General features: G+C 72.6%; 11 protein-coding genes. 6 read left to right on the plus strand and 5 right to left on the minus strand.

Annotated features, from left to right (window positions below):
- Positions 1-29 precede the first annotated feature (29 nt).
- Positions 30-2,549 (minus strand): Hsp70 family protein, encoded by a 2,520-nt coding sequence (locus tag BLQ63_RS02930; RefSeq protein ID WP_091028021.1) that lies wholly within the window; start codon positions 2,547-2,549, stop codon positions 30-32.
- 95 nt (positions 2,550-2,644) lie between these two features.
- On the opposite strand from BLQ63_RS02930, the gene macS reads away from it, so the two are divergent.
- The 5 genes from macS to BLQ63_RS02955 all read left to right on the plus strand — a co-directional run bounded on the left by macS (position 2,645) and on the right by BLQ63_RS02955 (position 7,799).
- On the plus strand, positions 2,645-3,757 hold the full coding sequence (macS, locus tag BLQ63_RS02935; protein ID WP_091028024.1) for a MacS family sensor histidine kinase: 1,113 nt from the start codon (positions 2,645-2,647) through the stop codon (positions 3,755-3,757).
- Position 3,758: 1 nt separating this feature from the next.
- Positions 3,759-4,394 carry a response regulator gene (locus BLQ63_RS02940; protein ID WP_091028026.1) on the plus strand — a complete coding sequence of 212 codons (636 nt, stop codon included), beginning with the start codon at positions 3,759-3,761 and terminating at the stop codon, positions 4,392-4,394.
- A gap of 83 nt (positions 4,395-4,477) precedes the next feature.
- Positions 4,478-6,319 (plus strand): 3-oxoacyl-[acyl-carrier-protein] synthase III C-terminal domain-containing protein, encoded by a 1,842-nt coding sequence (locus BLQ63_RS02945; RefSeq protein WP_091028029.1) that lies wholly within the window; start codon positions 4,478-4,480, stop codon positions 6,317-6,319.
- Positions 6,312-7,154, plus strand: coding sequence for a DUF6999 family protein (locus BLQ63_RS02950; protein WP_091028031.1), 843 nt, complete (start codon positions 6,312-6,314; stop codon positions 7,152-7,154). The genes BLQ63_RS02945 and BLQ63_RS02950 overlap by 8 nt, the downstream gene beginning before the upstream one ends.
- 63 nt (positions 7,155-7,217) lie before the next feature.
- The gene (locus BLQ63_RS02955; RefSeq protein WP_177154761.1) at positions 7,218-7,799 is read left to right on the plus strand and encodes a 3'-5' exonuclease; all 582 of its coding nucleotides are present in this window, start codon (positions 7,218-7,220) and stop codon (positions 7,797-7,799) included.
- Positions 7,800-7,841: 42 nt separating this feature from the next.
- Here BLQ63_RS02955 and BLQ63_RS02960 read toward each other — a convergent pair whose 3' ends face one another.
- Positions 7,842-8,477: a hypothetical protein gene (locus tag BLQ63_RS02960; RefSeq protein WP_091028038.1), complete on the minus strand. Its 636-nt coding sequence runs from the start codon at positions 8,475-8,477 to the stop codon at positions 7,842-7,844.
- 260 nt (positions 8,478-8,737) lie between these two features.
- Here BLQ63_RS02960 and BLQ63_RS02965 point away from each other — a divergent pair, with 260 nt between their 5' ends.
- Complete coding sequence (locus tag BLQ63_RS02965) at positions 8,738-9,187, plus strand: hypothetical protein (RefSeq protein WP_091028041.1); 450 nt, start codon at positions 8,738-8,740, stop codon at positions 9,185-9,187.
- Positions 9,188-9,241: 54 nt separating this feature from the next.
- Here the strand turns inward: BLQ63_RS02965 and BLQ63_RS02970 are convergent, their stop codons facing one another.
- The 3 genes from BLQ63_RS02970 to BLQ63_RS02980 all read right to left on the minus strand — a co-directional run bounded on the left by BLQ63_RS02970 (position 9,242) and on the right by BLQ63_RS02980 (position 12,426).
- The gene (locus tag BLQ63_RS02970; protein ID WP_218125026.1) at positions 9,242-10,243 is read right to left on the minus strand and encodes a LacI family DNA-binding transcriptional regulator; all 1,002 of its coding nucleotides are present in this window, start codon (positions 10,241-10,243) and stop codon (positions 9,242-9,244) included.
- Between the two features lie 130 nt (positions 10,244-10,373).
- Entirely contained in the window at positions 10,374-11,516 is a 1,143-nt protein-coding gene (locus tag BLQ63_RS02975; RefSeq protein ID WP_091028044.1) for a glycoside hydrolase family 53 protein, read from the minus strand.
- A 7-nt stretch (positions 11,517-11,523) separates the two neighbouring features.
- Complete coding sequence (locus BLQ63_RS02980) at positions 11,524-12,426, minus strand: sugar ABC transporter permease (protein ID WP_091028048.1); 903 nt, start codon at positions 12,424-12,426, stop codon at positions 11,524-11,526.
- Between the last annotated feature and the right edge of the window lie 3 nt (positions 12,427-12,429).

Consider the following 12,429-nt stretch of genomic DNA (forward strand, 5'->3'; position numbering starts at 1 on the left):
CGGGAGTCCCGCCGCGGCCCGTCCGGCGCTTACAGGCTCCAGACCTCGACGAGGCCGTCGCCGGTGCCGATCACGACGACCGGGTGGCCGTCGACCGCGCCGATCGCGGCGGTGAGCACCTCTCCCGCGCCGGTGTGGGGCGCGAAGGCCTCGCCCATCTGGGCGCCGGTCTCCAGGTCGAAGACGCTCATGCCCCGGTTGCCGCGGACCACGGCGACGGCCTTGCCGTCGAGTTCGGTGAGCCCGACCTCGTAGACCTGCTGGAGCAGTTCCATGCCGGGGGTGCCGTACGGTTCGGCGGTCGTCAGGTCCCAGGCCTGGATCGAGCCGTCGCCGGTCGCGGTGACCCCCAGGGCCCTGCCCGCGGCGGTGCCGGCGGTGAAGGCGCTGACGTCGATGGTGAGCTGGTCGAACGTGCCGCCGACGGGTTCGCCGGTCGCGAGGTCGGACACGAAGACGCTGTTCTCGGAGACGCCTACCTGGTGCAGGTCGCCGCCGATGCCGGTCAGCACGTTGAAGTCGCCGTAGGCGAGGGTCACGTCGCCGAGGACCGCGCCGGTGAACAGCTGCTTGACCTCGTAGTCGGTGATGTAGACGGGCGTGTCGTCCCGCACGCCGGCCCAGTAGATCGTGTCGTAGGTGGACTCGCGGGTGTTGATCGGGTTCTCGGGGTCGTCGAGGTACCAGACGGCCTCGGTGGTGGCGTCGCGCGAGAAGGCGACCCACCGGCCCTCGTACTCGAAGACCGAGAGGTGGTCGATGACGTCCTTGTGGCCGCGGAAGGCGCCGATCTCCGCGCCGGTCTCGAGGTCCCAGACGCGGACGAGCTTGTCGTCGCCGGCGGAGACCGCGACGGGGACGCCGTCGACCTGGCCGGTGCGCACCTGGGTGACGGCGCCGACGTGGGCCGCGTCCATGGCGGCGGTCTGGTCGCCGAGGACGGCTTCGGACAGGGGCACGAAGGCGCCATCGTCGCCGGAGGCCGCGGAGCCGCTGTCGCCCTCCTCGTCCTCGTCGTCGGCGGCGCTCGGGTCGTCGCCGGGGTCCCCGGTCTGGCTGCCGTCGGCGGTGATGTCGCCGGTGTCGCCGCCGGTCGGGAGGAACTGGAAGGCCACGAGCGCGGCGAGGGCGAGGACCACGACCGCGGCGGCAACCGACAGGGCCGTGATGCCCTGTTTGGACTTGAGCCAGGGGCCGTCCTTCCCGGGCGGCGGCTGCTGCTGGTACGGGCCGGTCGGCGCGGACATGTGGGCGGGCGGGACCGGGGGCGCCATGTGCGGCTGGGTGACCGGGCCGGGCATGGCCCCGAGGCCCTGCGGGGTCGGCTGGGAGGGCGGGCGCGGCGCCGAGTTGTGCGGCAGCGGCATGGTCTGGTTCGTGGCGGGGACCGGAGCGGCGGCCGGGGTCGCCGCCGGCGGGGGCGCGGTCTGGGGCGGCAGGGCCGGGCTCGGCACCGAGATAGGGGTGCTGACGGTGTGCTGGGCGAGCAGGCCGCCTTCGGAGACGGCGAGTTCTGGCTGCTCGATCGCGGCGGGGGCGATCCCGAGTTCGCGGTGCAGGAGGGTGGCGACCAGGGGCATCCGGCTGGCGGCGCCGACGAGGAACAGCGCGGCGACCTGCTCCTTGGCGAGGCCGGATTCGCGGATGACGCCCTGGGTGACGCGGAGGGTGCGCTCCACGAGCGGCTTGCAGACCTGCTCGACCTCGTCGCGGGTGAGGTGGACGTCCGCGTCGAGCAGGGGGATGGTGAGTTCGGTCGAGGCCGAGCGGGAGAGGCGCTCCTTGGCCTGGCGGACTTCGTCCATGAACGCGGTCCGGTGGCGCAGGTCGGCCGGGGTCTCGGGGGCGGTGAGCCGGGCCCAGCGCTCGTCCTCGGGCTGGAACGTCGCGGCGAGGTGTTCGGCGAGGGCCTGGTCGAAGTCGAGGCCGCCGAGGTCGGGGGCGCCGTCGACGGCGAGGACGTCGAAACCGGTGGTGGCCCGGCGCAGGACGGTCGCGTCGAAGGTGCCGCCGCCGAGGTCGTAGACGACCACGCCGGACCCGGGCGGGATGTCGATGGCGAGGGTCTCGACGAAGTAGGACGCGGCGGCGACCGGTTCGGCGACGAGGTCGACGTCGCCGAGTCCGGCCGCGGTCGCGGCGTCGGCGACCACGTGGCGGCGCGTGGGCCCCCAGGCGGCGGGCACGGTGACGGTGACCGGGCCCAGGGTGCCGAGGGTGTGGGCGCATTCGCGGGCGACGCGGGACAGGACCGCGGCGATCACGCTGGTGACGGGGATGTCGGTCTCGCCCAGGAGGATGGAGGCGTCGTCGATGCGCCGCTTGGGGTTGGGCTCGTACCGGTCGGGCTTGCGCCGTCCGGAGTGGACCGCGTCGGCGCCGACGACCGGGCCGCCCTCGTCGTCCATGAACACCGCGGAGGGCAGCTGCGGGGAGCCGTCGAACAGCTGCTGGTGGACCCGCCCGTCGGCGCGGCGGATGGTCGCGACGGTGTGCGAGGTACCGAAATCGATGCTGATCGCGGCGGGCCGGGGGTTGGTGAAGGGCATGGCGCCACTCTAGTGACCGGATTCCAGCTTCCGGGCCCGCGGGACGCCTCCGACTGGGGCCCTTGGGCGGCGGCGACGGCTGCGAGAATTCCTCAGTGGGTATTCAGACGCAGTTGCGGCGCGCGGTCGCGGTGTTCAGATTCGCCGCATTGGGCTATCCGGTGCTGCTCGGTGTCATCTCGCTCGACGCGCTGGTGCATCCGGTCTGGGCGGCCCTGCTGGTCGCGGCGCTCGCCGGATGGACCGGTGCGGTCAGCTACCGGTACACCCGAAGGGGGTACGAGCCGCGGGTGCTCTACGCGGACCTCGCGGTGACGGCGCTGGCGGTCGCGGCCTCGGCGTGGGCGCTGGAGGTCTCGGACCGGTCGGTGCCGATCTCGTTGGGGCCGTGGCTGGCCGGGGCCGTACTCGGTTGGGGCGCGGCGTGGGGCCGGCGCAGCGGCGCGGTCTCGGGCGGCGTGATCGCCATGGTCGGCATGGTCTTTCGCGGCGGCATCAGCGAGAACACCGTCAACGAGGCGGCCCTGCTGGTCCTGACCGGCCTCACCTTCGGGCACCTGGTGCGCCTCGGCGTCGAGGCCGAGGAGCGCACGCGCCGGGCGACCGAGCGCAGCGCCGCCGCACGCGAGCGCGAGCGCCTCGCCCGCGGCATCCACGACTCGGTGCTCCAGGTGCTCGCGCTGGTCCAGCGGCGCGGCAACGAGATCGGCGGCGAGGCCGCCGAACTGGGGCGCCTGGCGGGCCGCCAGGAGGAGGCGCTGCGCGCGCTCATCGTCTCCGAGTCCTACCGGCACCCGCTCGACGGGCGGCGCGACCTGCGTGAACTGGTCGGGCGGCACGCCGGGCCGGCGGTGACGATCGCGGCCCCGGCCACGCCGGTGCCGCTGCCGACCGCGACCGCCCGCGAGGTCGCGGCGGCCGTGGCGAGCGCGATCGACAATGTGCGCGAGCACTGCCCCGCGGGGACGCGGGTGTGGCTGCTGCTGGAGGACGACGGCGAGGCGGTGCAGGTGACGGTCCGCGACGACGGCCCGGGCATGGCGCCCGGACGGCTGGCCGAGGCCGCCGCCGAGGGCAGACTCGGTGTGGCCCAGTCGATCCAGGGACGGATGAGGGAACTCGGCGGCACCGCGACCGTCGTCTCGGCGCCCGGCGCGGGCACCGAGATCGAACTGCGCCTGCCGCGCAACGCGAACGAGGAGGGCTGACATGGCGACGCTCATCGTGGTCGACGACCACCCGATCTGGCGCGAGGCGATCAGCCGGGACCTCCAGGAGGCCGGGCACCGGGTGCTCGCCGCGTTCGGCGAAGGGCGCGCGGCGCTCAAGGCGATCCGGGACCTGCGGCCCGACGTGGCGATCCTCGACCTGCAACTGCCCGACCTGTCCGGGGTGGCCGTGCTCCAGAGCCTCGGCGAGGACTGCCCCACCGCGGTCCTGGTGCTCTCGGCCAGCGGCGAGTCCTCCGATGTGCTGGAGGCGATCAAGGCCGGGGCGCGCGGGTACCTGGTGAAGTCGGCCTCGGCCGCCGAGCTCTCCGAGGCGGTGGAGCGGGTGGCGGCGGGCGACGCGGTCTTCACGCCGGGCCTGGCGGGCCTGGTGCTCGGCGAGTACCGGCGCCTGGCGAACGCGGACGAACCCGAGCAGCCGAAGCTGTCGGAGCGGGAGACCGAGGTGCTGCGGCTGGTCGCGAAGGGGCTCAACTACCGCGAGATCGCCGAGCGGCTGTTCCTGTCGCAGCGGACGGTGCAGAACCACGTGCAGCACATCCTCACCAAACTCCAGCTGCACAATCGGGCCCAATTGGTGCGGTATGCCATCGAGCAGGGCATCGATGGCGACTGAGCAGCGAGAATGAGTAGTTCCTCACCGCGGTTTGAGTAGTTCCGCCGTTGCGCGCGGGACCCTTCCCGTTGCTCAATGGAGGCATGAACGCCTACATCACCGCAGCCGGCGCGTACCTCCCCGGCGACCCGGTCGGCAACGACGAGATCGCGGCCCGCCTCGGCGGCGTCGACGAGCGCGGCGACCGCCTCCGCCGCCGCATCCTCGCCGCCAACGGCATCGCCGAGCGCCACTACGCGCTCGACGCGCAGGGCCGCACGACCGAGCTCAACGAGGAACTCGCCGCCGCCGCGCTGCGGGCGGTCCTGGAAGACCGCGGCGCGCTCCCCCGCGACCTCGACATGCTCGCCACCGCCACCACGCAGGGCGACCTGCTCGTGCCCGGCTTCGCGTCGATGGTCCACGGGCGCCTCGGCGGCGGGCCGATGCAGCTCCTGTCCGCCGCGGGCGTCTGCGCTTCCAGCCTCGCGGCCCTGGACGCGGCCGTCGCGAAGGTCCGCCTGGGCGACCGGCGCCGCGCGGCCGTGGTCGGGTCCGAGCTGTCGAGCCGGTGGCTGCGCGCCTCGAGGTTCCACGGCGGCGGGGACGCCGACGCGCACTTCCTGCGGTGGATGCTCTCCGACGGCGCCGGCGCCGTCCTGGTCGAGGCCGAGCCCCGGCCCGACCGGCCGTCGCTGCGGGTCGACTGGGTCCGCACCGTCTCGCTCGCCCACGAGCACGCCGTGGTCATGCGGGCGGGCATGGGCGAGGGGCCCGACCCCGCGGCCGGGCGCACCTGGCAGGACATGGGCAGCGCCGCGGCGGCCGAACAGGCCGGCATGATGCTGCTGCGCCAGGACACCAGCGCCCTCGGCGCGCTCGCCGAAGCGGGGCTGCGCGAGTTCGAGTCGCTGACGAAAGAGGGCCTGATCGACCTCAAGCGGCTCGACCACGTCCTGTGCCACTACTCGACGAACGCCTTCCGCGACATCGTGTTCGAGCGCCTCGCCGAGACCGGCGCGTCCATCGACACCGGACGGTGGTTCTCGAACCTGGAGACCCGCGGCAACACCGGCGCGGCCTCGATCTTCATCGCCCTGGAGGAGTGCTGGCGGACCGGGCGGTTCGAACCGGGCCAGACGGTCCTGCTGGCCGTCCCCGAGTCGGGGCGCTTCCAGTTCGGCTTCGCGCACCTGACCTGTGTGGACGCCGAACGCTCCGTGTCCGCCGCCGCGCCCGTCGCGACGTACTCCCCCGCGCCGGAGCCGGTCACCGCGCCCGAGCCTCCCGCCGAGAGCGTGTTCGCGCGCCTGGACGAGGTGTGGCAGGACTTCGAGGAACGCCTCGCCGCCGTCCCGGTCATGGCCCGCCTCGAAGAGGGCACCGCCACCATGGAGGACTACCGGCGGCTCCTGTTCAACCTGCGCCAGCAGGTCGCCGACGGCGCCCGCTGGATCTCCCGGGCCGCCTCCAACTTCTCGGTCGACCTGTTCGACCTGCGCAGCGCCGCGATCGGCCACGCCGAAGAGGAGCACCGCGACTTCATGCTGCTGGAGCGCAACTACGCGGCCTGCGGCGGCTCCCTCGAGGACATCCGCGCCGGCGAGAAGAACATCGGCTCGGAGGCCTTGTCCGCGTACATGTTCCACACCGCGAGCCAGCCCGACCCGATCGGCCTGCTCGGGGCCATGTTCATCATCGAGGGCCTGGGCACCGGCAAGGCCGCCGGATGGGCCGCCCGGTTCAAGAAGCTCCTGGACCTGCGCGACGACCAGGTCAGCTTCCTGGCCTACCACGGGGAGGCCGACGACGACCACTTCGCGAAGCTCCAGGCGATCCTCGCCTCCCCGCGCGTCGACGCGCCCGCCGCGGACGCGATCGTCAAGACCGCCAAGATCGTCGCCCGCCTGTACGCGCTCCAACTGGAAGAACTCGACAATGTCTGAGCTGCGCGACGACCCGCCCATGTGGGACGCCGTGGTCGCCGACCCGTCGGTGCCGCTGGACCGCGAGACCGTGCGCATGATCGCCGACGACCAGCGCCGGTGGACGCGCACCTGGCTCTACCCCGTCGCCCGGCCCGTGTCGCGGGTGCTCGCCGTGGTCATCGTCGTCCTCAAGCGCCTGACGCCGATCCGGTGGACCACGCACCGGCTCATGGACCGGCTCTGCATCTGGTTCCTGCGCCGGTTCGTGTCCCCGCTCGCGGTCGAACTGCTCATCAGGCACTTCGTGATCGAGACGAACCTGCTCAACTTCATCGTCCGCAACACCGCCACCCCGATCGACCCGGTGGCGCTGCGCCCCACCGACCTCGCCGGGCTCGGGAACAAGGCCGTGATCGAGCACGACGTCAACGTGTACGTCGTGCTCGCGGCCCTGGACATGACGCCGGCGGGCCCGCTCGACTACGCCGGTCTCGACATGCCGCCGCTGGACCCCGAGCCGGGCCGGCGGCGGCTCATGCGGCTGGACGTCCAGACGGCCCTGTGCCTCATGAACCTGCCGTTCGCCGCGTGCCTCACCCCCGACGAGTACCGGCGCGCCGTCCACTCGATGCGGTTCGACGACTCGATCCTGGCGATCCTGGCCGACCTCACCGGCGACCCGACGTTCCTGCGCTGGCAGAACGGGGACCTGTCGGTGCGGGCCGACTCCAACACGGACGTGCCGCGCGCGGTCTACCGGCACGCCGTGGTCTGCGAGTACGCGCACGCGCACCTGCGCAGGCTCGCGGCAGAGGCCGCCGCCGCGGGAGCGGCGGCGGGCGAGGCGGCGTGAGCGCCCGGTGCTACCGTCGTGCGTCGCACGGCGGAAGAGGGGATCGGACCGTTGGACTCATGGGTGGCGATCGACTTCGAGACGGCCAACGGCAGCAGGGCCAGCGCGTGCTCGGTCGCGGTGGTCCGCTTCTCCGGTGACGAGGAGAAGGAGTCGTACGCGACCCTGATCCGCCCGCCCGACGGGCACGACCGGTTCGAAGCGCGCAACACGGCGATCCACGGGATCCGGCGCACCGACGTGGTGGGCGCCCCGCGGTGGCCGGCGGTGTGGTCGCAGCTGCGGGACTTCATCGGCGACTCCCCCGTCGTCGCGCACAACGCGGCCTTCGACACGTCGGTGATCCGCGGCGCGAACAGCGCGGCGGGGATCCGCCCGCCGACGCTGCGGTACGCGTGCACGCTGGTCATCGCCCGGCAGACCTGGCAGTTGGACTCGTACACGCTGCCGCGGGTGGCGCGGGCGGCCGGGATCGTCTTCGGGGACCACCACCGGGCCGAGGCCGACGCGCGCGCGGCGGCGAAGGTGCTGGTGGCCGAGCGGCGCGAGCACGGGGTCGAGTCGATCGACGGGCTCCTGGCCTCGGCGCGGGTGAGCTGGGGCCGCCTCCACAGTGAAGGCTACGAGGGCTGCCGGAAGCGCTGAGCCGCACCCGGGCCGGGGTGCCCCCGGCCCGGGTGTTCCGCGTTATTCGGACGGGTTGACGGTCACCGTGAACGCTTCGAGCAGGCCGGCGGCCGAGTCGGTGCCCGGCTCCACGAGGTGGACTCCCTCGGGAATGCTGAGCTGCTGGTTCACCGGCGGGAACGCCTTGACGTCCAGGGCCTCTTCGGGAGCGAGCGCGAAGGGCGCGGTCTCGAACACGACCGGGCCTTCGCTCGTGACCCCCGCCAGCTGCTCGATCTCGAACGAGAGCACGATCTCCTGGTAGGCGGCGGGGTCGTCCTTGTCGGCCCGGGCCTTCTCCCGGTCGACGGTGGTGACGCGGATCTGGCCGAGGTCGCCGACCTCGCCGACCGGGTTGTAGAGGACGCCGTCCGACGCGAAGGCGCCGTTCTGCCGCTCCTGGTGCAGGTTGACCTGCCCTTCGAGCGGTCCGGTCTCGTAGGTCCGGCCGTCGATGCTGATCTCACCGGCGGCTTCGATCGGGACGTTGATCGTCTGCGGCCGGTCGGTCGCCGGCTTGGCCGGGTCCTCCGCGGCCGCGGCCGGCACGGCGCCGACGGCGAGCAGTGCGAGGGGCGCTGCTGCGGCCGCCGCGAGCGTGCGGCGGCGAAGTGCGGTCGTACGGCCGGTGGCGCTGCGCTCATCGGTCATGGTCATGCTGCTCCGTTCCCTGGTACGGCGCGGCGGTCGTTCGCCGCCGCGACTGGATGTCCGCAAGGGACTATATGGCCGGAGGCGGCGCGGCACGGGAACTCGGGAGAATCAGGTGCGCTTCGCGCGGTCTCGCGGGGCCGGGGCGCACGGCCGCCTCTGGACGCTTCAGCATTCCGATGTCAAGAATGCGTCAAGAACGTTGACGCTGGTCGGCGGCGGTGGTGCGCTTGAGTCCTCAACGGTTCGACAACCGGAGGTGGAAGATGGAGCGCACGCCCTCGACCTTGTACTCGCGCGCCGGCGGCCTGGCCGCTCTCGGCGGCTCGATGCTCGTGGCCGGCTCGATGTTCATGCCGTGGGTCGACACCGGCGGAGGCGGACTCGACTTCTGGCACCTCGGATCGGTCGACGGCGTCCGGGCGGACGCGGGGGTCTACGGACTGTCGCTGACGCTCATCCCGCTGCTGGTGCTGTGGTCGGCGCTGTTCTTCGTGTGGCGCTGCCACGAGACCCGGATGGCCTGGGCGTTCGGCGGGTTCGCCGGGACGATGATGCTGTACGCCGGCGACCTGGTCATCAGCGAGGACCTGCCGTCGGCGGGCCACGGCGCGGGCGAGATCGTCGCGGTGGCGGGCCTGCTGATCCTGGCGGCCGGGTGCGTGGCGGCGATGGCCGCGAACGTCCCCGAGCCGGCGGAGTCGCGCGCCGGTTGAGCAGGTGCGGCGCCGTGGCGCCCGGTGGGGGCCACGGCGCCTTCGCGTCCGGTCTCAGGCGCTGTCGCGCACGACCAGCTCGGTCGGGAGGATCACGGGTGCGACCTCCGCTTCTTCGAGGAGGGCGATGAGGAGCCGGACGGTCTCCTCGGCCACCTTCTCGAGGGGCTGGCGGACGGTGGTCAGGGCCGGGCGGGTCGCCGAGGCGATCGCCGAGTCGTCGAAGCCGCCGACCGCCACGTCCGCGGGCACGCGCCGCCCGGCGTCGTGCAGGGCCTGGAGCGCCCCGGCGGCCATGAGGTCGGAGGCGACGAACACCGCGTCGAGGTCGGGGACGGCCGCGAGGAGCCGCTTCATCGCGGTCTCGCCGCCGGCCTGCGTGTAGTCGCCGTGGACGATCATCTGCTTGCCGGCCTTGCGGCCCAGCACGCTCGTGAAGCCCTCCAGGCGCAGGGACCCGCCGGGGGTGTCCATCGGGCCGGTGATCATGCCGATCTTGCGGCGGCCCTTCCCGACGAGGTATTCGGTCATGACGCGGGCGCCGCCGTACTCGTCGGCGGCGGCGTACGGGATGACCGATTCGCGTCCGAGGACCGCGCCGCAGGCGACGGCCGGGATGCCCGCGCGCTCGATCTCCTCGAGCAGCGGGTCGCCGGCGTGCGTGGAGGCGAGCAGTGCGCCGTCGGCGTGGCCGCCGCGCAGGTAGCGGGCGACGCGTTCGCGGCCGCCGTCGTCGCCGGCGATCATGAGCACCAGGGACATGTCCCGGTCGGCGAGCTGGTTGGTCGCCACGCGCATGAGCACCGAGAAGTTCGGGTCCTCGAACAGGCGCTCCTGCGGTTCGGAGAGCACCATGACGATCGAGCCCGTGCGGCTGGTCACGAGGCTGCGCGCGGCCCGGTTCACGACGTAACCGGTCTCCGCGACCGCCCGGCGGACCGCCGTCTCGGCCGACAGCGAGACGTTCGACTTGCCGTTGAGGACCCGCGAGACCGTGCCGCGCGAGACCCCCGCGGCCTCGGCGACGTCGTGGATCGTCGGTCGTTTGCGTGCCAAGATGCTCAGTTCTCCCTTGTGTCTCACTCATTATCGCCCCCGCCGCCAGTCGGGTCGGGCCAGCGCCCGGACCCGTGCGCGGCGGGGAGCGCCGGGTCCGCCCAAGGGGGAGGCGGCCCCGGCGCGGTTCCTACCCGGTGGCGCCGCCGAGCGCCCGCAGCGACGGCAAGGCGTTCCCGTCGAAGTCGAAGAGGGCCTGGTTGGCCCAGGAGTTGCCGGCCTCGTCCACGACGTCGTCGCCGTACTCCATCCCGGCGCGCGAGGCCCAGGTGGTGCCCGGCACCGGGAGCCATGCCGGCTCCCAGTAGACGATCCCCAGGCCGCGGCCCTCCGGAACGGCGGCGACCGTGGCGTACAGGTCGCGCAGGAACGCCGTCTGGCCCTCGGGCGAGGCCTCGTAGCCGCCCGTCTCGGCCATGGGGGGCTTGAAGACCTGGTGGTGGCCCTCGGGCTCGTCGCCGGTCCACGCGTAGGCGGTCTCGGCGACCAGGAGGTCCTTGCCGTAGCGACCGGCGAGGTCGTTGAGGTTCTCGCCCAGGTCCTTGAGGGTGCCGTGCCAGTACGGGTAGTAGGACAGGCCGATGACGTCGAAGTCCACGCCGCGGGCGGCGCTGGACGTGTCCGACACCTGGTCGAACCAGCCGCGGTACAGCTCGTTCGCGCCGCCGAAGTCGAGGTGCAGCATCACCGTCGCGTCCCCGGACTCGCGGACGGCGGCGGCGCCGGCCTTGAGCAGCCCGGCGAGGCGGTCGAACGCGGCCACGTCCTCGCCTTCGAAGGCCCGGTCCCCGTCGTCGAACTTCGGGGTCCTGCCTTCGGGCCAGAGCATCCCGTTGGTGATCTCGTTGCCGACCTGCACCATGTCCGGGTACGCGTCCGCCGCGTCGAGTGCGGCGAGGACTTCGGCGGTCCAGTCGTGCACGCGCGCTTGAAGGTCGGCGCCCTTGAGGTGGCGCCAGGACTTGGGGGTGGACTGCTTCTTCGGGTCGGTCCAGAAGTCGGAGTAGTGCAGGTCGAGCAGGAGGCGCTGGCCCGCGGCCTTGGCGCGGCGGGCCAGCGCGATCGTGGTCTCCAGGTCGTTGGTGCCGCCCATGTACGGGTTGCCGTCCTCGTCGCGCGGGTCGACCCACAGGCGCAGGCGGATCCAGTTGACGCCGTTCTCGGCGAGGAGGCCGAGCAGTTCGCGTTCGGTTCCGCCCGAGCGGAAGACCGCGCCGCGCTCTTCGATCTCGGCGGTCATGGAGACGTCGGCACCCCGGATGGGCGGCAGCATGAGTGTTCTAGCCTTTCTCGGCGCCGGCGCTCGCGCCGGTCACCAGGTAGCGCTGGAGGACGATGTAGAGGATGGTGATCGGGACGGCGAGGATGACCGCGCCGGCGGCGAAGGTCGTGAACGCGTTCTGGTAGACGTCCTCGATCATCGCGAACAGGCCGAGTGCGACGGTCTGCTTCTCGGGGCTCTGGAGCAGCAGCGCGGGGAGGATGAAGTCCATCCACGGCATCGTGAACTGCGTGATCGCCACGAAGGTGAGCATGGGTCGCATGAGCGGCAGGATGATCTTGACGAAGACCGTCCAGCGGCTCGCGCCGTCGATCGCCGCGGCCTCGTCGAGGCTCGCGGGCAGTTCGTCGGTGTAGCCCTTCATCAGCCAGGTGTTGTAGGGCAGGGCGGCGGCGATGCTCACCAGGGCCAGGCCGGTGAGCGAGTCGAGCAGCCCGAAGTTGAGGAACAGCATGTACACCGCGATGGCGGTGAGGAAGGTCGGGAACATCTGGAGGATGAGGATCCCCAGGAGCCCGGCCTTGCGGCCCCGGAACCTGATGCGGGAGAACACGTAGCCGCACAGGGCCGACAGCACGACCGAGCCGATCATGTTGAGGGTGGCGACGTACAGCGAGTTGAGGTACCAGCGGCCGTAGTCGGTCTCGGTGAACAGCGAGACGTAGTGCTCGACCGTCGCGTCGGCCGGGATCGGGCTGGCGTTGGCCAGGCCGGTGCCCGGGCTGAAGGACGCGCCGACGATCCACATCAGCGGGAACACGACGATGACGGCGACGACGAGGAGTTCGAGGTGGAGGAACGCGGCGGCGATGCGTTCGCCGCGGGGCGCGGTGTGGCGGCGCCTGCGGGCGTCGCGGGCCCGGCGGGCCGGGTCGGCGGTGGGCGCCTGTTGTGTGCTCATTGG

It is taken from the genome of Glycomyces harbinensis, from assembly GCF_900101745.1.
Classification (GTDB): Bacteria; Actinomycetota; Actinomycetes; order Mycobacteriales; family Micromonosporaceae; genus Glycomyces; species Glycomyces harbinensis.